Source organism: Neomicrococcus aestuarii, assembly GCF_014201135.1.
In the GTDB taxonomy this organism is placed as follows: domain Bacteria; phylum Actinomycetota; class Actinomycetes; order Actinomycetales; family Micrococcaceae; genus Neomicrococcus; species Neomicrococcus aestuarii.
Window position 1 is genome coordinate 2,502,222 of record NZ_JACHDR010000001.1, and the last position, 22,111, is coordinate 2,524,332.

At 57.6% G+C, this 22,111-nt stretch carries 23 protein-coding genes; 9 read left to right on the forward strand and 14 right to left on the reverse strand.

Annotation, left to right across the window (positions count from 1 at the left end; translation table 11 throughout):
- Positions 1-2 precede the first annotated feature (2 nt).
- The 7 genes from HD598_RS11535 to HD598_RS11565 form a co-directional block, all read right to left on the reverse strand.
- Positions 3-854, reverse strand: coding sequence for an amino acid ABC transporter permease (locus tag HD598_RS11535; RefSeq protein WP_183666032.1), 852 nt, complete (start codon positions 852-854; stop codon positions 3-5).
- A complete protein-coding gene (locus tag HD598_RS11540; protein WP_071895055.1) occupies positions 851-1,525 on the reverse strand; it encodes an amino acid ABC transporter permease in 675 nt (224 codons plus the stop codon). The genes HD598_RS11535 and HD598_RS11540 overlap by 4 nt, the downstream gene beginning before the upstream one ends.
- 105 nt (positions 1,526-1,630) lie before the next feature.
- Positions 1,631-2,455, reverse strand: a complete 825-nt coding sequence (locus tag HD598_RS11545; protein WP_071895056.1) for a glutamate ABC transporter substrate-binding protein — start codon at positions 2,453-2,455, stop codon at positions 1,631-1,633.
- 83 nt (positions 2,456-2,538) lie between these two features.
- Positions 2,539-3,258: an amino acid ABC transporter ATP-binding protein gene (locus HD598_RS11550; RefSeq protein ID WP_071895417.1), complete on the reverse strand. Its 720-nt coding sequence runs from the start codon at positions 3,256-3,258 to the stop codon at positions 2,539-2,541.
- Between the two features lie 307 nt (positions 3,259-3,565).
- Positions 3,566-4,471 (reverse strand): carbohydrate ABC transporter permease, encoded by a 906-nt coding sequence (locus HD598_RS11555; RefSeq protein WP_183666033.1) that lies wholly within the window; start codon positions 4,469-4,471, stop codon positions 3,566-3,568.
- Positions 4,468-5,295, reverse strand: a complete 828-nt coding sequence (locus tag HD598_RS11560; RefSeq protein WP_260170559.1) for a carbohydrate ABC transporter permease — start codon at positions 5,293-5,295, stop codon at positions 4,468-4,470. Before HD598_RS11560 ends, HD598_RS11555 begins: the two co-directional genes overlap by 4 nt.
- Before the next feature lie 118 nt (positions 5,296-5,413).
- A complete protein-coding gene (locus HD598_RS11565) occupies positions 5,414-6,745 on the reverse strand; it encodes an ABC transporter substrate-binding protein (RefSeq protein ID WP_183666037.1) in 1,332 nt (443 codons plus the stop codon).
- A gap of 305 nt (positions 6,746-7,050) precedes the next feature.
- On the opposite strand from HD598_RS11565, the gene mgrA reads away from it, so the two are divergent.
- The 4 genes from mgrA to HD598_RS11585 all read left to right on the forward strand — a co-directional run bounded on the left by mgrA (position 7,051) and on the right by HD598_RS11585 (position 9,650).
- Complete coding sequence (gene mgrA / locus HD598_RS11570) at positions 7,051-8,124, forward strand: L-glyceraldehyde 3-phosphate reductase (protein WP_183666039.1); 1,074 nt, start codon at positions 7,051-7,053, stop codon at positions 8,122-8,124.
- A gap of 57 nt (positions 8,125-8,181) precedes the next feature.
- Positions 8,182-9,021 carry an LOG family protein gene (locus HD598_RS11575; RefSeq protein WP_183666041.1) on the forward strand — a complete coding sequence of 280 codons (840 nt, stop codon included), beginning with the start codon at positions 8,182-8,184 and terminating at the stop codon, positions 9,019-9,021.
- Between the two features lie 11 nt (positions 9,022-9,032).
- On the forward strand, positions 9,033-9,374 hold the full coding sequence (locus tag HD598_RS11580) for a DivIVA domain-containing protein (RefSeq protein WP_183666043.1): 342 nt from the start codon (positions 9,033-9,035) through the stop codon (positions 9,372-9,374).
- A gap of 108 nt (positions 9,375-9,482) precedes the next feature.
- Positions 9,483-9,650 (forward strand): DUF3117 domain-containing protein, encoded by a 168-nt coding sequence (locus HD598_RS11585; RefSeq protein WP_071895057.1) that lies wholly within the window; start codon positions 9,483-9,485, stop codon positions 9,648-9,650.
- Between the two features lie 141 nt (positions 9,651-9,791).
- On the opposite strand, the gene HD598_RS11590 is transcribed toward HD598_RS11585, so the two are convergent.
- Positions 9,792-10,427: an O-methyltransferase gene (locus tag HD598_RS11590; RefSeq protein WP_183666045.1), complete on the reverse strand. Its 636-nt coding sequence runs from the start codon at positions 10,425-10,427 to the stop codon at positions 9,792-9,794.
- 96 nt (positions 10,428-10,523) lie between these two features.
- Here HD598_RS11590 and sigE point away from each other — a divergent pair, with 96 nt between their 5' ends.
- The 3 genes from sigE to HD598_RS11605 all read left to right on the forward strand — a co-directional run bounded on the left by sigE (position 10,524) and on the right by HD598_RS11605 (position 12,598).
- The gene (sigE, locus tag HD598_RS11595) at positions 10,524-11,180 is read left to right on the forward strand and encodes an RNA polymerase sigma factor SigE (protein ID WP_232318026.1); all 657 of its coding nucleotides are present in this window, start codon (positions 10,524-10,526) and stop codon (positions 11,178-11,180) included.
- A complete protein-coding gene (locus HD598_RS11600) occupies positions 11,177-12,115 on the forward strand; it encodes an anti-sigma factor family protein (RefSeq protein ID WP_183666047.1) in 939 nt (312 codons plus the stop codon). Before sigE ends, HD598_RS11600 begins: the two co-directional genes overlap by 4 nt.
- A 63-nt stretch (positions 12,116-12,178) precedes the next feature.
- Complete coding sequence (locus HD598_RS11605; RefSeq protein WP_183666050.1) at positions 12,179-12,598, forward strand: sec-independent translocase; 420 nt, start codon at positions 12,179-12,181, stop codon at positions 12,596-12,598.
- A gap of 12 nt (positions 12,599-12,610) precedes the next feature.
- On the opposite strand, the gene HD598_RS11610 is transcribed toward HD598_RS11605, so the two are convergent.
- The 3 genes from HD598_RS11610 to HD598_RS11620 are packed head-to-tail and all read right to left on the reverse strand — an operon-like array spanning position 12,611 to position 15,765.
- Positions 12,611-13,720, reverse strand: coding sequence for an Mrp/NBP35 family ATP-binding protein (locus HD598_RS11610; RefSeq protein ID WP_311539028.1), 1,110 nt, complete (start codon positions 13,718-13,720; stop codon positions 12,611-12,613).
- A 1-nt stretch (position 13,721) separates the two neighbouring features.
- Positions 13,722-14,384: a DUF1003 domain-containing protein gene (locus HD598_RS11615; protein WP_183666846.1), complete on the reverse strand. Its 663-nt coding sequence runs from the start codon at positions 14,382-14,384 to the stop codon at positions 13,722-13,724.
- A gap of 46 nt (positions 14,385-14,430) precedes the next feature.
- Entirely contained in the window at positions 14,431-15,765 is a 1,335-nt protein-coding gene (locus HD598_RS11620) for a magnesium transporter MgtE N-terminal domain-containing protein (protein ID WP_183666052.1), read from the reverse strand.
- A gap of 76 nt (positions 15,766-15,841) precedes the next feature.
- On the opposite strand from HD598_RS11620, the gene HD598_RS11625 reads away from it, so the two are divergent.
- Positions 15,842-16,660: a general stress protein gene (locus HD598_RS11625; protein WP_183666054.1), complete on the forward strand. Its 819-nt coding sequence runs from the start codon at positions 15,842-15,844 to the stop codon at positions 16,658-16,660.
- A gap of 142 nt (positions 16,661-16,802) precedes the next feature.
- Here HD598_RS11625 and HD598_RS11630 read toward each other — a convergent pair whose 3' ends face one another.
- The gene (locus HD598_RS11630) at positions 16,803-18,371 is read right to left on the reverse strand and encodes an aminopeptidase P family protein (protein WP_183666056.1); all 1,569 of its coding nucleotides are present in this window, start codon (positions 18,369-18,371) and stop codon (positions 16,803-16,805) included.
- A gap of 82 nt (positions 18,372-18,453) precedes the next feature.
- Between HD598_RS11630 and HD598_RS11635 the strand changes: the two genes are divergently transcribed.
- Positions 18,454-19,305, forward strand: coding sequence for a PHP domain-containing protein (locus tag HD598_RS11635; RefSeq protein WP_183666058.1), 852 nt, complete (start codon positions 18,454-18,456; stop codon positions 19,303-19,305).
- Here the strand turns inward: HD598_RS11635 and HD598_RS11640 are convergent.
- Together HD598_RS11640 and HD598_RS11645 are read right to left on the reverse strand one after the other, a co-directional pair.
- Positions 19,252-20,238 (reverse strand): DNA-methyltransferase, encoded by a 987-nt coding sequence (locus HD598_RS11640; RefSeq protein WP_311539029.1) that lies wholly within the window; start codon positions 20,236-20,238, stop codon positions 19,252-19,254. The two genes, HD598_RS11635 and HD598_RS11640, sit on opposite strands and share 54 nt — an antisense overlap.
- Positions 20,238-22,013: a DEAD/DEAH box helicase gene (locus HD598_RS11645; RefSeq protein ID WP_409366188.1), complete on the reverse strand. Its 1,776-nt coding sequence runs from the start codon at positions 22,011-22,013 to the stop codon at positions 20,238-20,240. The genes HD598_RS11640 and HD598_RS11645 overlap by 1 nt, the downstream gene beginning before the upstream one ends.
- Positions 22,014-22,111 lie beyond the last annotated feature (98 nt).

Consider the following 22,111-nt stretch of genomic DNA (forward strand, 5'->3'; position numbering starts at 1 on the left):
CGCTACGCTTCAGCGTTGATGGCTGCCTCAGGTTTCTTGACGCGCTGACCTCGTGAGGAGAGGCGCTTGGAAATCAATTCGGCGAGCTTGGTGAGTGAGAAGTTGATGATGATGAAGATGATCGCCACCACCACGAGGGCCTGCAACACGTTGCCGTTTGGCGACGCGTAGGTGCGGCCGAAGAACAGCAGCTCGTTGAAGCTGATCATGTAGCCCAACGCGGAGTCCTTCAGGATGACCACGAACTGGCCGATCAAGGCCGGAAGCATCGCGATCAAGGCCTGAGGGATTTCAACGAGTCGCAAAGACTGGCCGTTCGTCATGCCGATCGCCGTGGCAGCCTCACGCTGACCCTTCGGCAAACCGTAGACACCTGAACGAACCAGTTCGGCAACCACAGCGCCGTTGTACAAGATCAAACCAGCGACGACCGCAATGAGGGTTGAGTTCTGCGTGATGCCGAGTACGCGGGCAATGAAGATGTTGAAGAACACGATCATCAAAAGCACGGGAACGGCGCGGAAGAACTCCACCACAATCGAGGAGAACCAGCGGATCAGCTTGTTCTGGGCGAGTCGGCCTACACCGAAAACCAAGCCGAAGATGATCGATCCCACGATGCCGAGCGAAGCAGCTAAGAGCGTGTTCCGCAGGCCTGGTAGAAGATAGTCAACCCAGGTGCGGGCTTGGAGGAAGTCATCCCATTGCGTCCAGGCCATTTGGCCCTTAGCGGCCAGACCGCTGATGATCCACGCGAGGAATCCCAGAAGGATGAGCACGCCGACGATGTTGACAACAAGAATGGCTCGCTGTCCCTTGGGACCGGGAGTGTCGAAGAGGACTGATGCGCTCATCGGGCCACCTTCAATTTCTTAGAGAGCCACGTGGTCAGGAGCCCAATAGGGATCACCAAAATCACGAAGCCGAGTGCGAACGTCAAGAAGATGGGGATGACAATGTCACCGCGGAATTCGATCATGGTCTTCATGACCGAGGAGGCTTCGGTGGCAACTGAGCCGGCAGCAGCAACGGTGGAGTTCTTGAGCAAAGCGATCAGCGTATTGCCGAGCGGAACAATGGCGCCACGGAAAGCCTGAGGCAAGATCACCAGACGCGCTGCTGGAATGAAGCTCAACCCAATGGCACGGGCGGCTTCAGCCTGACCCAGCGGAACCGTGTTGACGCCGGATCGAATCGCTTCACACACGAAAGCTGCGTGATAGACGGAGAGTCCCACAATCGCCATGCGGAAGAAGTTCTCTTGGAACCCGCCCAACTGAACGCCCAACTGCCCGATCAGCGCTAGGACGCCGAACAGGATGATGATGGTCAGTGGGGTGTTTCGGATGATGTTGACGTAAGCGGCGCCAAACCATTGAAAGCTGGGGATCGGCGAAATGCGCATCATCGCCACGATGGTGCCGAGGATCAAAGATCCGATGGCTGCCCAAAAGGTCAACTGTATGTTTACCCAGAACGCGGCCGGAATGTTGTATTCCGTGAAGATGGAAAGATAACTGTCCATCACTCTCCTTGGTGCGTCAGTTGGTGAAAAGCTGTGGGGGTGACCGTCGAGTGGACGGCCACCCCCACAGCACTAGATCAAACGTTCAGAGCCAGAGTCAGAGACTTAGGCGCAGGCGTCGGTCTTTGGAGGGTTCTCGTCAGATGGCTTGTAGCCCGTGCCAGCGGTGTTGGACTCGAGAGCGGTCTTCCACTCGCCGGAGTCGATCATCTTCTGGATAGCCGTGTTGATGGCTTCACATTTGTCAGATTCCTTGTTGAGGCCAACGCCGTACTTCTCTGTGGAGAATGGGTTGCCAACAACCTTGAACTTGCCCTTGTAAGCGTCCTGGGCGGCGAGGCCGGCGAGGATGATGTCATCCGTGGTGACGGCTTCGATGGAACCGCCAGCCATGGTGCTCACACACTCGGCGTAGCCCGGAAGCTCCTGCAGGTTAACCGAGTCCGCGTAGTTGTCTTTGACCTTCTGAGCGGAGGTGGAACCGGTGACTGAGCAGAGGTTCTTGCCGTTCAAGTCTTCAGGGCCGGTGATGTCAGAGTCTGCCGCGACCAAGAGGTCCTGGCCAGCGATGAAGTACGGTCCCGCGAAGGCAACCGTTTCCTTGCGCTTGTCCGTGATGGAGTAGGTCGCGAAGATCATGTCTACCTGGTTGTTCTGCAACATGTTTTCGCGGTTTGCAGATGGTGCGGAGACCCATTCGATCTTGTCCTCCGCGTAGCCGAGTTCCTTGGCGACATAGCGAGCTACGTCGACGTCAAAGCCCTTGTAGTTTTCGCCGTCTTTGTAGCCAAGACCTGGCTGATCAAACTTGATACCGATCTTGATGGTGTCGCTGCTGCCGGAGGCGCCAGTGGTGCCACCTCCACAAGCGGTCAGGGTGAGGGCGCCAACGGCGGCCATCGCGGCTACTGCTAGTCCAGTGCGTCGCATGTTTTTCTCCTTGTGTTTGTCAACCAGAGCCAGTGCTCAGTGGGTTGAAGGTGTAGTGAGAGAGGGAGGAGTTGTAAAAAGTTTTAGTGCTTGATGAGTTTGCCGAGGAAGTCCTTGGCACGGTTGGTCTGAGGGTTGGTAAAGAACTCTTCTGGAGTGGCTTGCTCCACGATCTGACCGTCGGCCATGAAGATCACGCGGTCTGCAGCGCGGCGAGCGAAGCCCATCTCGTGGGTCACCACAATCATGGTCATGCCCTCTTTTGCCAGGGCGATCATGGTGTCCAAAACTTCCTGAATCATTTCCGGATCCAGGGCGGAGGTTGGCTCGTCAAAGAGCATCACCTTGGGGCGCATCGCTAGCGCTCGAGCGATGGCGACACGCTGCTGCTGTCCGCCAGAAAGCTGAGCAGGCAGCTTGTCCTTCTGGTTGGCCACACCCACGCGCTCAAGGAGCTGAAGGGCGAGCTTGTCAGCTTCGCTCTTCTTCATTCCCTTGACCTTGATGGGGCCCATCGTCACGTTTTCAAGAATTGATTTGTGCGCGAAAAGGTTAAAGGACTGGAACACCATGCCAACGTCTGCCCGGAGCTTGGCAAGCAGTTTGCCTTCTTCGGGGAGCTTGACGCCATCGATGAGAATCTCACCGGTGTCAATGGTTTCCAGACGGTTGATGGTGCGGCAGAGGGTGGACTTACCGGAACCCGATGGCCCCAGAACCACCACTACTTCTCCGCGCTTGACCTCAAGATTAATGTTTTGGAGGACGTGCAAAGGTCCGTAGTGCTTGTTGACGTCTCGCATCTGGACTACTGGCTGTGCGGCTGACGCTGCTGCGTTTTTGCTCGCTTCAGGTACCAGAACGTTGTCCGTGCCGGGTCCAACTGAGGCGGGGTCATGTTCTTGGGTCATGGCCAGAAGAATACTGCATGTAATGCCCATCACGGTGGTTTTCATGTGTTTTAGCTTGGAAATTCGTCAAAACGAAATCTTGCCGTGACTAATCATCAATATTTGGCATACAGCTGAACTGAAAGCTTGAATCCTAAATTGCTTGAGACATGGAGGCGTACAAGAACGAGATGCCAAGTTTAGTTCTGGAATTTCCTTCCTATTTGCCGACGCCGTTCACAAGTCCATCTATCATCCAGCGCTGCAGGAAGGTCGCTGCTGCAAAGACGGGGATGACCACAATTACCGATGCCGCGGCAATTTTCCCGAAGTGTGGTGTGCGATCGCCATAGAACAAAGACAGTGCAACTGGGGCGGTCTGAGACTCGACGCTTTGCGTCAAAAACGTAGCGAGTAGAAACTCGTTGTAATTCAAAATAGCGATGATGGTGCCGATCGCGATGAGCGCGGGGAGCATGAGTGGAGTCACTATCGAGACAAGTGTGCGCCATGGGCCGGCTCCGTCCACGGCAGCGGCATCAAATATTGACGATGGAATCTTATGTAGGAATCCCTCAAGTAGCCACACAGCAATCGGTAAGTTGATCAATGCATAAATTAGTGTCAAGCCAACGAGCGAATCGTTGAGGTTTAATACTCGCAGCAATATGAATAGCGGAATGACGGCAACTACTGGTGGAAGTAGCCATGGACTAGTAACGAGCGCAGATAGGGCTCGTCCGCCGGTCTTATAGTGGACGATTGCCCAAGCGCCAGGCAATCCTCCAGCGAGGGAGAGCAGCGCTCCGAATGTCGCAGCTATCAGTGAATTTCCGATACTCCGCGGTATGTCGGAGGAAAAGAGAACATCACTCCAGTTTGAAAATTGTGGGTCCAAAGTCCACAAGATTCCTGACACGGTTTCGTCGCGCCCCATGAGAGACACGGAAATGAGATAGGCGAGCGGCAAGAATGTCGCAACAACCGAAATTCCGATAATCCCGCGCGCCCAGAAATGGCTTTGAGCGGGTTTATTCTGCTTCTGCTCTTCGAAGCTCGGCTTCTCCGTGAATTGCCGAGGTCGAGTAGGAGCTTCACCCTGCGGCGAGAGTTCGATCGCTTTCATGCGTTACTTCCTTCACTACGGCGTATTCGGGCAATCATCAAACCAATTGGAACTGTTATTACTGTGACCACAACAGCAAGCAAGAGGGTGATTGCAGATGCTCGATCGACGTCGAATTCTTTGATGGCCGCTTGGTATATCAAATACGAAGTAGTCGTAGTTGACTGGCCTGGACCCCCACTTGTCATCATGAATACAAGATCAAAGACTTTAAGCGCGATTACTAGCCGGATGAAGGCGGCCGCCGCAATTGTGCCTCCGATTGCAGGCAAAGTTATGTGTACAAAGAGCTTCCACCCGTGGGCGCCGTCCAGTCGGGCCGCTTCATTCAGTGACGAGTCTTGCCCGAGTAATGACGCGTAAACCAACAAGAATACGAGCGGTGTCCATTGCCAGATATCTGCAACGCCAACGGCCGCAAGCGCGAGACTTCCATCCGAAAGTATTTGAGGTGCGGGGATTGATGCGTATCCCAGCACTGTTGCTATCAATCCGCCCGAAGGGTTGTATATCAGTTTCCACAAAGTGCCGACGATTACTGGGGGAATGATGAGCGGCAATAAAAGCAGGGTCCTAAGTACGGAGCCCTTGCGAGCGCCTTCGTATACGGCGCAGGCAAGTAGGACGCCAAGAACAACGCTAACTGCCGTGACTGCGAAACTGTAGCTGACGGTTCGAAAAATAGACTGAAGTACGTCCGAATCCCGGAGTACAGCTTCAAAATTTTCTGCTCCTACAAACTTCTTGAAAGGTTTTCCCAGCGAGGATTCCGTGAGAGCTGCAGTAACGATAAATACCAACGGGAACGCGCCAAGAACTATCAAACTCAAAATTGTTGGAGTGACGAATATTCGGGCTGCTGCGCTTTCGTTTTGTGAGAACCGAGCGCCCTTGCGCAACTGTTGGAAAGATACTCGATTTTGCCAGGCAGAAGCTATTGACTTACCCAAGTATTGACTCCCACTGGCTCTGAATGCGGTCAAGGGTTTCTTTCGCAGTACCGCCTTGCCCGGAGAGGAGCTTGGACAATTCATCCGTCATTACCTGAGCTGCCTCACTAGCGTTCGATCCAGTAGGCCATGCAAGTGAGCTCTGCAACGTCGTTCGGTTGACCTTTTGCAGCTCTGGATAAGCTTTCTCGTAGCTCGAACTTTCCAATGAACTCTTGCGGTTAGGATCAATGCCCGTGGGCGGTTCGCTGGTTAACAATGCTTCATTTACTTGTGATGAAGTTGCCCACTTAATGAAGTCTCTGGCGAGTTCTTCCTTTTCCGTGTTTCCGGCAATGACCCAAGTGAACCCAGCCACTAGCGAGGCACGTGGAGTCTTGTTGTCGCCTCCAACTGGCAAAGTTGTGACGCCCCACTTACCGGCAACCTTAGAGTCTTCATTAACTTCCGATCCGACTCCGAGGTCGGTCCAGTTCTCAATAAAGCCAACCTTGCCGTCAAACCACGCTCCGTTTCCGACTCCGAAGTCGGTCTCAGTTGCGGTTGGGAACGCGTACTTTGCGGACTCGATGAGGTTCTCTGCGGCACCGATGGCTGCGTCTGTGTTCAGTGCTGGTTTACCACTTTCATCCAGAAAGGCGCCGCCAAAGCCGGCGAGCCGGTTTGCGAACGAAGCTCCAAGAATCAATGGTGATTTTTGCCCAAAAACGGCAGCGCCGTAGGTTCCCTTGCGGCCCTCATTCTCGGTGATGGTCTTTGACTGCTCAATGTATTCGTCCCAAGTCGCTGGCGGCGTGCTGAATCCATTACGGCTTAGGATTTCTTTGTTGTAGAACAAGACATGGGTGTCGCCATCAAAAGCGAGTCCATATCGCCGCCCGTCCACCAGGGTATAAGGATCATTAATTGACGGGATGAAGTCATCAGCATCGGCAATGTCTGTGCCAATCCAATCGGTGAGGTCTTTGATGGAGCCATCCGACGCCAAATCACCAAGTGATACGTACCAAGGAGCAGCCGCATCGAACTTGTTGGCGCCTGATTGTTGGTCTAGGGCAAGAGTGGCTCCGATTTCATCGTAAGGAACGATTGTCGGGTTCACTTTCGCGCCGGTCCTTTTCTCATATTCCTCGCTGAGCCACTTTGCTGCTCCTTCATGCGAGCTGATCAGAAGAACGTTTAGTTCCTGACCTGCGAAGGAAGTTGTACCGCTGGGTGCAGCCTGAGTCCCGGTGCTGCACCCGGCCGCAAAAACAGTTACTGCAAAGAGGCCAGTCCCGGCCAAGAAGTTTCGGCGAGAAGTTGCGAAATTTGGGGAGTTCATTTTGTTTCTCCTAAGAAACGGCTGCGGTGAGATGCTTGGGTGCGAGAGACTCTATTTGCGTGCTTTAAGCACGGTCAATGCTTTTGATTTGTGACGACATGTAGCGCCATCCTGCGTCACATAAGTACATAGAAATCCTGTAAATCCGGGAATTTTGACGGGATTTCTGCGTAATGAAGCACTATAGGATTGATGACTTGTGTGGCTTAGGTCATGTATCTATGGCAGGCGTTTCGGGTCCAGTTTGCGGCACGGAGCATCATGCTCGTGCGTGTCAATAGACGAAATTGAGGAGAAAGTTTCAAATGTCCCAGAATTCACGCCAGGTTCAGGTCGGAGATGTTCCAGACATCCACCGCCCTTATGTGGCGAACGAGAGTCGATATAAGAAATTCGATTACAACAGAGTTGGAAATAGTGGATTACTGTTGCCGCCTATTAGCCTTGGACTGTGGTGGAATTTTGGCGATAATCGACCATTCGACAACCAGCGGAAAATTCTGAGGCACGCTTTCGATCGCGGCATCACTCATTTCGACTTGGCTAACAACTATGGCCCTCCATACGGCGCTGCCGAAGAAAACTTTGGACGCATGCTGCGCGGCGACTTTAGGCCGTACCGTAATGAGCTAATTGTTTCCTCAAAAGCCGGCTGGGATATGTGGGCGGGTCCCTACGGTAATTATGGCTCCAGGAAGTATCTGCTGGCATCGGCGGATGAGTCGCTATCACGCCTTGGCGTGGACTATGTCGATATTTTTTACTCGCACCGAGTGGATGCCTTCACGCCCATTGAGGAGACGATTGGAGCGCTCGATTCGCTGGTTCGCCAAGGGAAGGCTCTTTATGTAGGCATTTCTTCTTACTCGGCGGAACGTACCCAGCGCGCTGCCGAAGTTGCGGCAGACTTGGGCACCCCATTGGTTATTCACCAGCCTGCGTATTCCCTCTTTAATCGCTGGGTGGAGAAGGGTTTGCTTGATACTTTGAAACGAAATGGGATGGGTTCGATTGCATTCACTCCGTTGGCTCAGGGGCTATTGACCGATAAGTACTTGTCTGATCCTGACGCACTTCCCGGAGGTGGACGCGGTTCCATTGATGGCCACGTCACTCCGGAGAATCTTGATAGGGCGAAGAAATTGCAGGCCATTGCTGAAGGACGTGGGCAAACGCTAGCCCAGCTTGCCATCGCTTGGTTGCTAAGAGACGGGGGAGTGACCTCGGTGCTTCTAGGGGCATCTTCTACTGAGCAGCTAGATGAGAATCTTGGTGCACTAGCAAACACCGAGTTTTCGGAAGAAGAGCTAACTCGAATTGATTCGCTTACGTCGGAGGGCACAAACGTGGATCTCTGGAAAGTTTCTGCAGAGTTGTAAGGGTTTTACAGGGTCGTTGCGTAGAGGCAATTAAGTGGGTCACGTAAAGTACAAAGCATGAGCCCTGGACACTATGACCCGAAGTACTTCGACTCGATGCCTCACAGTGGACGCCATAAAGGCTCGGTCACGCTCCGCCGCGGACAGGCAAAAATCCCGCAAGCGGATAACTACTTGCTGGACACGCGCGCGCCGGTGGATTTCACCCACACTGATCCGTGGCGAGTGCTTCGCATTCAGAGCGAATTTGTTGAAGGGTTCGGCACGCTCTCAGAGTTGGGCCCGGCTATCTCAATCTTTGGGTCTGCGCGCACCGCGCGAGGTTCGAAGTACTACGTGGCCGCTGAAGAGATCGCGCGCCGGCTGGTTAGCGAAGCTCTCGCCGTCATCACCGGTGGTGGCCCGGGAACCATGGAAGCTGGCAACAAGGGTGCGGTTGAAGGCGGCGGCGTCTCCGTGGGACTGGGAATCGAGCTGCCTTTCGAATCTGGCATGAACGAATACGTTGATCTTGGCATCAACTTCCGTTATTTCTTTGCCCGCAAAACGATGTTCGTGAAGTACTCCCAAGGCTTTGTGGTGATGCCCGGGGGACTGGGCACTCTTGATGAACTCTTTGAAGCCATCACGCTGGTTCAGACGGAGAAGATCACCAACTTCCCCATAGTGCTGTTCGGCACCGAATACTGGACCCCGCTGCTGGACTGGATGCGCAACACCGTCCTGGCCGAAGGCATGATCTCCGCCAGCGATCTTGACCTCTTGCGACTCACGGACAGCACGGAAGAAGCCGTGGCGTGGGTGATAGAGGGCCACAAGGAACTGCTAGGCCCAGAAGACGTCCCAGAATTTGATGAGCGCCACGCGCCTCAACCCCACCACGAGAGCGCGGAGTAGTTATGCAAACGGTGATCTTAATTCTTGCAATCCTCGTTGCAGGTGGCACCATTTTCTGGGGCATCAAGGGGAGTAAAGCGCCTCGAGAGAATGCCGAAACGATCCACAGCAACACTTGGCTAGTGGGACTTCATGAGCCAACGCCCAACCTTCCGCCCACGCTGTTGCCCGAACATCCGCGCGCAGAAGACCTGCAACAGCTGAAGCTTCCCGTAGGGCTGCGGGGCTACCGGGCAGATCACGTGGACTCCGTCATTGACACCCTCGCTCAAGAAATTGAACGGCTTCACGGCGTCCTTGAAGAACGCGACAAGCCCGCTGTGATTAGCGCCACGGACACATCCGGGGGATAATATGAAACGTAACTTGCGGATTTCGGGCTTCTCACTCGCACTGGAATCCGACACTCGTGACAAATGGTGGGCTCGAAGTATGTTCGGCCCAGGAGGCAAGGAGTAGCTATGGCTGCAATGAAACCACGCACTGGCGACGGCCCGATGGAAGTCACCAAGGAGGGGCGCAGCCTCATTATGCGCGTACCGATCGATGGCGGCGGTCGCCTTGTTCTCGAGCTCAACGCCGAGGAAGCCAAGAACTTGAAGGAATGCCTGCTGGGCGTTACCGAATAAATACTGCGGAAGCGCCGCACTCTCACAGACTGTGAAGGTGCGGCGCTTCTTCCGTTAACGAGAGCGGCAAAGAGAACGCGAGCTAGTCAACAACGCAAGCTCAGTAGCGAAACTGAACCCAGCGTCGTCGTACTCAAAAAATCAGCCGCGCTTAGCGCCAATCAGCACGCCCGTGCCGGTAGGGACAGTGGACGTGACAAAGTCATCGCGATCCCGCACAAAGCGAACCGCTTGGCGCGTCGCCGTGGTGGACGCCTGGCGGATGGCCGGCTGCGGTACGCGATCCGCATCCAGGGCATCGTTGAGCAGCAAGGTACCGCCGGCGCGCAAGAGACGGCACGCATGCTCCACATAGGTCAGCACGTTCGCTTTGTCGGCATCGATGAGCACCAAGTCATAAGCGTTATCCGTCAGGCGATTGAGAACATCTTGCGCCTTGCCCGTGATGATGCGCGTGCGGTTGGCCCGGAAGCCCGCATCGGCAAGCGTCTCGCGAGCGGCACCCAAATGTTCAATGTCCACATCGATGGTGGTCAAAATGGCGTCCTGCGGAAGCCCGCGCAAAAGTGCCAACGTGGAAATGCCGGCGCCCGTGCCTACCTCCACAGCGTTGCGGGCACCCGAGCTCGCTGCAATGGACGTGATGAGCGCGGCAGTCCCGGGGGATACTGCGGTCACACCGAGTTCGTGAGCGCGTTCGCGGGCGCGCACCAAAACTTCGTCCTCGAGGGGAAGGGCTTCGGTGTAGGACCAGCTACTAAATTTTTCGGCGCTCATGGGGGCAGTAATTCCTTAAAAGGGGTTCGAAGGGTCTGGGATCATGTCCAGCTCATGCACAGGATCTTTACAGAGTTGGGCGGAATAATTAGTTGCGTGAAAGACCTCGTCGCCACCCAGATCCCACCTGTCGCTGAAGCGCCAGACGTTCCCAGCTGGGAGGAAATCGTTGCAGATTATTCTGCCCAAGTCTACCGACTTGCCTACCGCTTAACGGGCAACCGTCAGGACGCCGAGGACCTCACCCAAGAAACGTTCTTCCGGGTGTTCCGCTCGCTCCACGCGTATGAGCCCGGAACCTTCGGCGGATGGCTGCACCGCATCACCACCAACTTGTTCCTCGATCAGACCCGCCGCAAGCAACGCATCCGCTTCGATGCTTTCATTGACGGCAGCGAAGAGCGCGTACCCGCCACGAACTCCGGCCCAGAGCGCGTTTTCGAAGAAATGCATCTTGACCTGGACGTACAACGGGCCCTCGACGAGCTCCCCGCAGAATTCCGCGCAGCCGTGGTCCTGTGTGACCTTGAAGGCTTGCCGTACAACGAGGTCGCGGAGATCTTGGGCGTGAAGCTGGGAACCGTCCGTTCCCGCATCCACCGCGGCCGCACCATGCTTCGAGAAAAGCTAGCCCACCGCGCACCCACCCAACCCAGCAAGGGCTCGCTGTCCACAGCTGGCATGAAGACTGCGATCACTGGACTGGTGCGCCGATCCACGCCAGCCCACGCGCAGGGGATCACTAAAGGGTGAGCGTCTTCGACCGCTACCGGCGGTGGATTGATGATTACCTCGACGGCGAGCTGGACACCCAGCACGCCGAGAGTTTTAAGCGCCATCTGGAAACGTGTGGCTCGTGCCAAGCGGATTTCGCGCAGAAGCGCCGTCTCAAGCAGCGCTTGCAACCTAAGCAGCAGTCGCAGACGGCTGTGCCGCAGTCCCTGCAGTCCAAGCTCTTGGCCGCTAAGACCATGGCGCCGGAGCATCACTACGATTGGGTTGAGCCGCACCGCCAATCCCGTGCGTTTGCACCCATCATGGCGTGCATGACGGCGCTCGTGCTCCTAACGGGCGCTCTGTTTGCGGCGTGGAGCGTGGGCGGTTCTTCCCCCGACGCGCAGGCCGCTTTGCCCCAAGAGACGGATTCGTGGAGTAATTCTCCGCGCGAACTCTCCACCACGGACATCGCAAGCTTGCGCCGCGAGGGCTGGAACTTGGCGAGCTTGGATTATGTGGGGTTGCGTTTTGATTCCGCGCACGCGCGAGCGGTGGGGGACACCTTCGAAGTGGTCATGAACTTTGTCCGCGATGCCACCCCGACCAGCGCCGCCGCTGCCGTGAGCGTGACTGAGCAGCGAAGCCGTGAGACCGCCCTGGAGAGCGCCTCTCTTGAAGCTGCGGATCGTCCAGGTTCCCGCGTGGCGAGTGCGGATGAGGATCCTCATCCGTTGCGCATCATGCGCACGTTGGACGTGCCGGCCGCCCACTATCAAGTGGATGTGACGCTGGCTGACGGTTCCACGAGCTCGCAAGGGAGTTCCGTCAACAGCGAAGCTGCGGCGTTGGCCTCCCGTGTTCTTGATCGCATCAAGACCACAGATCAGGCGCGATTGCAGTTTGTGGAGGGGGGCACGGACCCGTGGGATCGCGTGGTCGACGGTCTTCGACGCCTTGTGGGCGTCTCGTGACACGTGGTTCTTGAGCGGTTCACGACGGCAATAATTCCCTCTGATAACTAGTAGGCTTGAGAAGTGCTTGGAATTAATGGTGGCGAGTTTATTGTCCTTGCCATTCTTGCTGTGCTCATTTTGGGGCCGGAAAAGTTGCCCGAATATGCGCAGCAGCTGGGCCGCTTGGTGCGCGAATTGCGCCGGATGGCCACGGGCGCTAAGGAACAGTTGCGTGAAGAGGTGGGCGACGAGATCGCCGACCTCGATTGGCGCAAGCTAGATCCCCGCCAGTATGACCCTCGCAAGATTATTCGCGATGCGTTGCTGGATGATTTTGATGACGCTATCAATGCCGCGAAAGAGCCGCTGGCAGATTCGTCGTCCCGTGATCAGTCCCAGCGTGCGCTCACCGCTGGTAGCACCATTAAGGACGACGACGCAGCCCCGGTTCCGCAGTTAGCTGCCGGAGAGCGCGCCCCCTTTGATACCGAAGCAACGTAGCAATTTCAGGGTCTAACGCGGTTGCACGCCGAGGCGACGACCGCTGAGGCCTCGGGGAACCACTGCAATTTTCTCGGCTAGTGCCGCAAGTGCCACTGCCGCCGGTGCGGTTGAATCGCTCACTACTATTGGTTGGCCCTCATCGCCGCCTGCTCGAACCCCGGACTCCAGCGGAATTGAGCCTAAGAGCTCCACCCCCAACTGTTCGGCAACCTGGCGCCCACCGCCCTCGCCAAACGGCGAGACACGGCTTCCATCCGGGAGTTCCATCCAGCTCATATTCTCGATCACGCCGATAACCTTTTGGCCGGTCTGCGTGGTGGCTTCGCCCGCACGCCGCGCTACATCGGCGGCAGCGCCTTGCGGGGTGGTGACAATGACCAGCTCGGAGCCGGGCAGGAGCTGAGCGGCAGAAATGGCGATGTCGCCGGTGCCAGGGGGCAGATCTAGGAGCAAGAAGTCCAGATCCCCAAAGTGCACGTCGGTCAAAAATTGTTCGAGCGCACGGTGCAACATGGGCCCACGCCACATGATGGGTCGAGATTCATCGAGGAACATGCCAATGGAAATCACCTTCACACCGTAAGCGACCGGCGGAAGGATCAACTCGCCTACGCGAGTGGGCTTGGTATCGCTGAGTCCCATGAGCGCGGGCACGGAGAAGCCGTGGACGTCCGCGTCCACCACGCCCACCTTGAAACCCTGCGCGGCCAGCGCCGCTGCCAGATTCACGGTTACGGTGGACTTTCCCACTCCGCCCTTGCCGGAGGCAACACCGATCACGCGGGTCAGCGATTGAGGGTCGGCAAAGGGAATCGTCCGGCGCTTCAAGGAACCGATCAGCTCGGCGCGCTGCTCAGGCGTCATGACGCCCACGTTCACGCTCACGTTCGTCACCTCAGGGACGGACAGAGCAGCCAAGCGCACATCGTTCTCGATGGTCGTGCTCAGCGGGCATCCCGCAATAGTCAACAGGACTGAGACCTCCACGAGCCCAGGGGTATCCCCAGCCGGGTTCTCCACCACGGACTTGACCATTCCAAGATCCGTAATGGGTCGGCGGATTTCCGGATCCTGCACGTGAGCTAATGCCGCGCTGACCGCGTTCTCTAATTCCGTCACGCTATACAGCGTCCCCTTCGTTCTTATCTACCTCAGTCTTGACCACATCATTCTGGACCCCTTCGGAGGTGGAAGCGGCCTCGGGGAGCTGAGCTGCGTCGTCGTTCTCCGGCTTTGATTCCTTCTTTTTGGGCTTAACTTGCTTGATAGTGGTGGTCTGCGGGTCGCGATCCTTCTTCTTCGACTTACTGCGCAAGCGAATTTCCTCGCCGTCGCTGGTCTCGATGAGTTCCTCGAGAACGCTGCGGAGCTCGGAACGTACGTAGTCACGAGTGGCCACGTCGCGCAAGGCAATGCGCAAGGCAGCAAGCTCGCGAGTCAAATACTCGGTGTCGGAGAGGTTGCGCTCGGCACGCTGGCGATCCTCGGCCACGGAAACGCGGTCGCGGTCATCCTGACGGTTCTGCGCCAACAGCAAGAGCGGAGCGGCGTAGGAAGCCTGCAAGGACAACATCAGCGTCAACGCCGTGAAGCCCAGAGCGGCGGAGTCGAAGCGAACAGGCTCCGGCATGACCGTGTTCCAGATGATCCAGACGATGCAAAAGATGGTCATCCAAACCAAGAAGGACGGGGTGCCCATGAAGCGCGCAAACTTTTCCGTAGCGCTGCCAAACGCGTCCGGGTTGGGGGAGAAGCGCGGAAGGAAACGCTCCTTCGCCTTCATGGGGGTGTCTAGTCCCTTGGAGTCAACGGGGATGATCGGAGTACGCTCAGCCACGGCGTGCCCCTCCCTTCTTAGCGTTGAGCGGATTCAAACGTGGAAGCTGGCTGGACGCTTTCTTCTTCGGGCGTTCAACGTCGTCATCATCGCGCGTACGCCAATCGTCCGGCAACAAATGATCCAGCACGTCATCGACGGTGACCGCTCCTACGAGGCGACCGTCTTGGCTCACCACGGGAGCGGCGGTCAGGTTGTAGGTAGCGAGCATGCGCGCGACTTCGCTGACATCGGCTTGGTCGCTAATAGGTTCAAGATCCTTATCGACGATCTTGCCCAGAGCCTCTGGTGGGGGCCAGCGCAAGAGCGCCTGGGTGTGAACTACGCCAAGGTACTTGCCCGTGGGAGTTTCCAACGGCGGACGGCACACGTACACGGAAGAGGCGAGCGCGGGGCTAACTTCTTCGCGGCGCACATAGGCAAGCGCCTCTGCAACGGTGGCTTCGGGAGGCAAGATAATGGGCACGGGAGTCATCATGGAACCCGCCGTATTTTCCTCATACTCGAGCAGACGGCGGACGTCTTCAGCCTCTTCGGGCTCCATCAATTCCAACAGCGCTTCCTGCTGGTGCTCCGGGAGCTCCGCCAAGAGGTCAGCCGCGTCATCCGGGTCCATCTCTTCGAGCACGTCAGCTGCACGCTCAATCTCGAGGGATTCAAGAATCTGGACCTGTTCTTCGTCCGGCAACTCTTGAAGAATGTCAGCCAAACGATCATCTTGAAGCTCTTGAGCCACCTCAACACGTCGCTTATCGCTCATCTCGTGGAGCGCATCAGCGAAGTCGGCGGCCTTCATCTCTTCGTGGGCCTCAATGAAGTTCGTGGCACCTTGAGGATTCGAATGGCCTTGAGCCGAAGTTTCATCCCACGACGCAAGAATTCGTTCACCACGGCGCAAGGCCCTGAAACCGAAAGCGGAAGGGTCTCCACGGCGCACGTAGAAGTCAGAGAGCACCCAGTCGCCACTGCGCTGGCGCTCCAAGCCGATGTCTTCAACAATGCCGGCGCCGGAGCCGTCCCGGAAGGTGACTTGACGGTCAAAAAGCTCGGCGGCCACAAGAGTTTCCACGCCGCGCTGTTGGAAGCGGCGCAAATTGACCAGTCCAGAGCAAATGATCTGGACAGAATCAATTGATTGCACGCGAGTCATCGGCACGAAAACGCGCTTCTTTCCCGGAACTTCCACCAACAGGCCAACGCACTGGGCAGGTTTACTGGGGCCACGATCAACAACGACCGCGTCTCGCATGCGGCCCAGTCGATCTCCCAGGGGATCAAATACGTCGAGGCCCAGAAGGCGCGCGACGAAGACTTTGGGCATATTCATAGGTCTAGCCTAGTTCGCGGTTCACCAGTGGCGATAAATGCCACGCATTTGCCGGTGTGACAGGCAGAATAGGAATATGTCTACTCCTTATGGCGCTCCTGTATCCGCTCTGCTTGATTCTGGTTTGCCGAAAGGCGATTTGCTGGGACGGTTCGAGTCCTACCTCGATGCGCAGAAGCTCGTTGATTTCCTCGCGGATAACAACTTTCCTGTGGCAAACGTCTCGATCGTGGGCAACGATTTGAAGATGGTGGAGCGCGTGACCGCGAAGCTGTCCTACCCGAAAGTTGCCCTCTCTGGTGCAGCTCAAGGAGCGCTCTTCGGGGCGTTCGTGGGCATCATCCTCTCGATGTTTGGGACCGGAGACATTTTCCAGGTCATCACCTCCGTGGTGCTGGGCATGGCGATCTGGATGATCTTCGGAGTGATCACCTATTCGATGCGCGGTGGTAAGCGCGATTTCGCGTCGTCACAGCAAGTGCTTGCAACCTCTTATGACGTGGTGGTGGGCTTTGAACACGCGCAAGCGGCGCGCGCGCTCGCTGCGAAGCTTCCGATGCGCGGCAACTTTGCCGCTCAGGGCGGAGGATTCGCAGGCCAGCAACCAGTGAACCCACCACAGTTCGGCACCCAGCCCACGGCCAGCGCTCCTACGCAGCCCGCCGCGGCTGGAACTTCGGAACAGCAAACAGGTGCGTCGCCACGATCAGCTGAGGCACCAACCCAAACACCTGACCAGACGGCTCGCACGAGCTATTCGGATCTTCCCGATGGCCGCCCGCAGTATGGCATTCGGGTTGATCCTGCTCAGCAGACTCCTTCGAGAGTTCAAGAACCAGCAGCTTCGCCGGAGTCTTCGGATCCGTCATCGAAAGACGAACCAGAAAAGCAGTAAAGGTCTTTGTCACTTCCGTCCGCAAGGTCCTGAGATGATGCTCCTTTAGCTCCGCGACAAAACGCAGAAACGCCGGTTCCCTCTCGCCCACACTGTGGGGAAGGGAACCGGCGTTTCGCTTAAGGGAGCAGCGAAAATACTTCTATGGCTGAAGCAATCCGCGCATCCACTTTTCAACGTCGTCAGGGCTGCGAGGAAGCGACTCGGAGAGGTTGATGTTGCCGTCTTCGGTGATCAGGACGTCGTCCTCAATGCGCACACCGATTCCACGGTACTCCTCAGGCACGGCGAGATCGTCAGCCTTGAAGTACAGGCCCGGCTCAATGGTGAAGATCATGCCAGGCTGGATGACGCCGTCCAGGTAAAGCTCCTTCTTTGCCTGGGCGCAGTCGTGGACGTCGAGACCCAAGTGGTGGCTGGTACCGTGCGGCATCCACCGGCGGTGGTGCTGACCTTCCTCGGACAAAGCAACCTCGAGCGATACCGGAAGCAATCCCCACTGGTCTAGGTTCTCGGCGAGCACCTTAACGGCGGCCGCGTGGACATCGCGGAATTTCGCGCCTGGCTCTGCCACAGCGAACGCGGCATCTGCAGCGTCAAGCACGGCCTGATACACACGGCGCTGAACCTCGGAGAATGTTCCGTTGACTGGAAGCGTACGCGTGACGTCGGCGGTGTAGAGCGAATCAGCCTCAACTCCGGCGTCCACGAGGATGAGATCTCCCGTGTTTACCTGACCGTTGTTGCGGATCCAGTGAAGAACCGTGGCGTTGTTGCCGGAGGCTGCAATGGTGTCATAGCCAAGATCGTTGCCTTCTTCGCGAGCGTGGGCGAAGAACGCGGTTTCCACCACGCGCTCGCCGCGCTTGTGTTCGACGGCTCGGGGGAGCGCCTTGACTACGGAATGGAAGCCGTTGATGGTGGCCTCCACGGCCGAACGCATCTGCTCTACTTCCCATTCATCCTTGATCAGGCGAAGTTCGGAGACGGCCTCGGCCAGCTGGGCATCGAAACCATCTGACTCTTCCAAATCAACGTTCGTGTTGATGCGGGAGGTGTCCACGAGGGCATCGCACGTCAGGTCCACGTCACGCATCAAGCGAATGCGCTTGCCACCGAATTCCTTGGGGCCGGCATCTTGCGTGATGGCGTCTTCGAGGTGAAGATCCATATGAAGCGTTGGTAGTCCAAGACGTGCCTGGAACTCTTCGAGGGTGGGACGGCGGCCAATCCAGAACTCTCCGGTTCGGGAGTTGGAGTAGAACTCTTCGCTGTCACGGCCGGCCATGGGGCGGAAGTACAAGGTAGCCATGTGGTTGCTGCCCGAATCGCCCGTGCCAGCGGCAACAGGTTCCAGGACTAGGACGGCTTCTGGTTCGTGATCGAGGCCCAGACCGGTCAAATGTGCGAAGGCTGAATGGGGGCGGAACCGGTAGTCCGTATCGTTCGAGCGGACCTTGAGCGGGCCAGCGGGAATGACAAGACGATCCTCGGGGAAGATGGCCGAGAGCGCTGAGCGTCGCTGAGCTGCGAAAGGCGCTGAAGCGTCCAATCCGGCAACATCGGTGGACGCTGGCGCCCACTGCGAGGCCATGAATTCTTTGAAAGCGCTGGATGAAGGGCGTTGGCTGCGGTTTTCCACACGCTCAGCAAGCGGCTGGGCGTCAGAAGAGGAGTCAGAAGATGATTGGGGATCGGCAGCAGTGTTCATCCCGCTAGTCTTTCAAAAACTCATGGCATCAGCCAACCTGCCCGGTTGCCGCATCAATCGCGGAAATCGGTAGGGTACTTACATGCTAATTGACCTACATACCCACTCTTTCGTCTCAGACGGCACCGAATCCCCAGAGGTGCTCGTGCGGTCGGCTGCGGAGCAGGGTGTGGACGTCGTGGCGCTGACGGATCATGACCAAACGTCCGGTTGGCAAGAGGCGGCCGAGACGGCCCTAGAAGTGGGAATCGGACTGGTTCCGGGCATCGAAATTTCGTGCCGCACTGACAACCACATTTCGGTGCATTTGTTGGCCTACTTGCATGATCCGCTCAATGAGGCGCTCTTGGCCGAGATCAACAAAGCCCGCGATGCCCGCGTGACGCGCGCTCAGCGCATGGTTGAGATGTTGTCAGAGGACTACCCCATCTCGTGGGAGCTTGTGCTCGAACACTCCCACCGCGACGCCACTATTGGCCGCCCGCACATCGCGGACGCGCTTGTTGCCATTGGTGCGGTAGAGAACAGGTCTGAGGCATTCGAGAGAATCTTGATTCCGGGCTCGAAATACTATGTGGGTCACTACGCGATGGATCCGGTGACAGCGGTTGAGCTCGTCAAGCAAGCAAACGGCGTGCCGGTTTTCGCGCATCCTCTCGCAGCAGCGCGCGGGCGAGTGGTTCAGGACCAGGTTTTTCACGACATGATCGATGCCGGACTCGCCGGTTTGGAAGTCTTCCATCGCGACAATCCTGCGCACGCGCAACAACGACTGTTGGAGATGGCGCAGAAAGAGCGCCTCATCGTCACCGGTTCAAGTGATTATCACGGCGCCGGAAAGCCCAACCGCCTCGGCGAAAACTCCACCGCGAGGGATCAGTTAGAGCGCATCCTCGAGCTCGGGACCGGAAGTCACAGCGTCGGGATTCGCTAGCCCATCACCAGACAAAGCTTCGCCTACGGCGGCGCGCAAGCTGGCGTCGTCGTAATCCCCGGCCATCATCACGGTAGCGGACGGTATGCGCGCAGTCATGACGGAAATCGCGGCAGGGTTCTGATCCAACAGGACAAAACCGCGGCCCAACTCCGCCGCCGCGGCACCCGTGGTTCCGGAGCCCGCAAAGAAATCAAGCACAATATCCCCAGGACGCGACGACGCGCTAAGGATGCGCCGCAGAATTCCCAACGGCTTTTGCGTGGGGTAACCGGTTTTTTCCTTGCCCGTGGGGGAGACAATCGTGTGCCACCACACATCCGTGGGCAGCTTGCCCAGCGCAGCCTTTTCCGGCGTCACCAGGCCAGGAGCCATGTACGGTTCGCGATCCACAGCGCTCGCGTCGAAGTGATAGTTCTTTGGATCCTTGACGTACACCAGGATCGTGTCGTGCTTCGTAGGCCAGCGAGACTTCGAACGTGCGCCGTAGTCATAGGCCCAAATGATCTCGTTGAGGAAGCACTCGCGCCCAAAAATCATGTCCAGCATGACCTTGACGTAGTGCGCCTCCCGATAATCCAAATGCACGTAGAGGGTGCCGGTGGGGGAAAGGAGGCGCCAAGCCTCGCGCATGCGCGGTTCCAGGAATTCCCAGTAATCCGCGAAGGCGTCGTCGTAGCGGTGCAAAGCGCCCAACACCGTGGCGTAATCCTTGCCCTTGAAGCCACGACGATCACCCTCGCCCGGCGCAGCGCGGACGGTCTTCACTTCTTGACGCACTTGCGCGCGCCCCGTATTGAACGGCGGATCAACGTAAATGACCTGCGCGAATTCATCCGGAAGCTGAGATAAAACGTCCGCGTTATCGCCGTGGATAATCAGCTGGACGGGCGACTCCGCAGGGGAGTCCGCCGTATCCACATGCGCTGTCACTACTCGTTGCTGTCCTGCTGGTTGGAGGACTCGCCCTCGCCTACCACGCGGCGCGTGCGGCGACGGCGTGGTGCCTTGTGCTCGTCATGCGGACGATCAGCGCGACCGTGCGAGTGACCGTGCTTGCCTTCGCCTTCTTCGCGCTTCGGGGTTACCTCAGCGGTTGCGTCGGTAGCTTTGACCGTACGACGACGACGCCGTGCGCGGGTGCCTTCGTCCGTGGACTCGGTTGCTTGCGCGCCGTCAGCAGGCTTGTCCGTACGCTGCGTGGTGCGCGAGCGTCCGGAAGTGGAACCGGAACCAGCGGACCGAGAACCGGACGTGCGCGAGCCGGAAGAACGGGAACCACTGCGTGCGGAATCGCGGGACGATCCGCCGCCACGGTTGTTGTCCTTCTTGGGGTCAAGACGCTCTAGCTCCTCGGCACCCAAACCTTCGCGAACGCGCTTATCGCGTGGCAAACGGCCCTTCGTGCCTGCTGGGATGTTGAGGTCTTCAAAGAAGTGTGGGGATGAGGAGTACGTTTCCTGCGGCGCTGCCGAATCCAGGCCGAGGGCCTTGTTGATCAGGCTCCAGCGAGGGACGTCCTCCCAGTCCACGAACGTCACGGCAGTACCCTTGTTGCCCGCGCGGCCAGTGCGGCCCACACGGTGCAGGTACGCCTTTTCGTCTTCAGGGCACTGGAAGTTGATCACGTGAGTGACATCGTCTACGTCGATACCCCGAGCGGCGACGTCCGTTGCTACAAGGACGTCCACCTTGTCATTGCGGAACGCGCGGAGAGCTTGCTCGCGAGCGCCCTGGCCGAGGTCACCGTGAAGTGCGCCGGCTGCGAAGCCGCGGTCCAACAGTTCTTCGGTAAGCTTTGCGGCGCTGCGCTTGGTCTTGGTGAAGATGATGGTGCGTCCGCGGCCCTCAGCCTGAAGGAGGCGAGCCACCATTTCTTCCTTGTCCAGCTGGTGGACGCGGTAGATCAGCTGGCGGATGCTCTTCTTCGTGATGGACTCATCGAAAGGATCAGCCGCACGAATGTGCATGGGGCGGGACATGTAACGACGCGCCATGGCGATCACAGGACCGGGCATGGTGGCGGAGAACAGCATGGTCTGGCGGGTGGCAGGAATGCTGGAGAGGATCTTCTCTACGTCAGGCAAGAAGCCAAGATCCAGCATTTCGTCAGCCTCATCAAGGATGACCATTTTGACGTTCTTGAGGTTCAAGAAGCGCTGGCGCTGCAAGTCCATCAAGCGTCCGGGGGTGCCCACGACGATCTCAACGCCACGCTTGAGCTCTTCGATCTGCGAGTCATAGGAACGGCCACCGTAGATGACGGCAACGCGAGCGTTGCGGTACTTCGAGGCGGTGTTCAGATCCGCGCCGACCTGAACGGCGAGCTCACGGGTGGGAACAATGATGAGTGCTTGAGGGGCGCCAGGAACGGGAAGGCTGGCGTAGCCTTCGTCGTCCGGTCCGACGACCAGCTGAAGTGCTGGGATGCCGAAGCCGAGGGTTTTACCGGTACCGGTCTTGGCCTGGCCGATGATGTCATTTCCGCCCAGAGCCACTGGGAGTGTCATGGCCTGAATGGGGAAGGGGTGCAGAATTCCATCCGCTGCGAGGGAATCAGCGATGTCTTGGCGCACGCCGTATTCGGCGAACGTCTTCTCTTCGATGGCCTCGCGAGTGGCTTCTACCTCGATGTCCCCGGCAAGGGGCAAGTTTTCGAGTGATTCTTCTTCAATGGGTTCACTCGTATTTAGATCAGTGGTGTTCACGTGCAATATTCACATTCGTTCGTGCGCCTCAACCCTGTAGTGCCGCATCGCCGTGTGGCGTAATGGTGCGGAAGGGGAGCGCTGTCCAGCGGAGCCGA

Coding starts and splice junctions, on each gene's coding strand:
- HD598_RS11545 (WP_071895056.1), bottom strand. CDS start 2,455: ATGCGACGCACTGGACTAGCAGTAGCCGCGATGGCCGCCGTTGGCGCC.
- HD598_RS11625 (WP_183666054.1), top strand. CDS start 15,842: ATGTCTACTCCTTATGGCGCTCCTGTATCCGCTCTGCTTGATTCTGGT.
- HD598_RS11550 (WP_071895417.1), bottom strand. CDS start 3,258: ATGCGAGACGTCAACAAGCACTACGGACCTTTGCACGTCCTCCAAAAC.
- HD598_RS11535 (WP_183666032.1), bottom strand. CDS start 854: ATGAGCGCATCAGTCCTCTTCGACACTCCCGGTCCCAAGGGACAGCGA.
- HD598_RS11620 (WP_183666052.1), bottom strand. CDS start 15,765: ATGAATATGCCCAAAGTCTTCGTCGCGCGCCTTCTGGGCCTCGACGTA.
- HD598_RS11590 (WP_183666045.1), bottom strand. CDS start 10,427: ATGAGCGCCGAAAAATTTAGTAGCTGGTCCTACACCGAAGCCCTTCCC.
- HD598_RS11565 (WP_183666037.1), bottom strand. CDS start 6,745: ATGAACTCCCCAAATTTCGCAACTTCTCGCCGAAACTTCTTGGCCGGG.
- HD598_RS11540 (WP_071895055.1), bottom strand. CDS start 1,525: ATGGACAGTTATCTTTCCATCTTCACGGAATACAACATTCCGGCCGCG.
- mgrA (WP_183666039.1), top strand. CDS start 7,051: ATGTCCCAGAATTCACGCCAGGTTCAGGTCGGAGATGTTCCAGACATC.
- HD598_RS11555 (WP_183666033.1), bottom strand. CDS start 4,471: ATGAAAGCGATCGAACTCTCGCCGCAGGGTGAAGCTCCTACTCGACCT.
- HD598_RS11575 (WP_183666041.1), top strand. CDS start 8,182: ATGAGCCCTGGACACTATGACCCGAAGTACTTCGACTCGATGCCTCAC.
- HD598_RS11635 (WP_183666058.1), top strand. CDS start 18,454: ATGCTAATTGACCTACATACCCACTCTTTCGTCTCAGACGGCACCGAA.
- HD598_RS11630 (WP_183666056.1), bottom strand. CDS start 18,371: ATGAACACTGCTGCCGATCCCCAATCATCTTCTGACTCCTCTTCTGAC.
- HD598_RS11585 (WP_071895057.1), top strand. CDS start 9,483: ATGGCTGCAATGAAACCACGCACTGGCGACGGCCCGATGGAAGTCACC.
- HD598_RS11615 (WP_183666846.1), bottom strand. CDS start 14,384: ATGAAGGCGAAGGAGCGTTTCCTTCCGCGCTTCTCCCCCAACCCGGAC.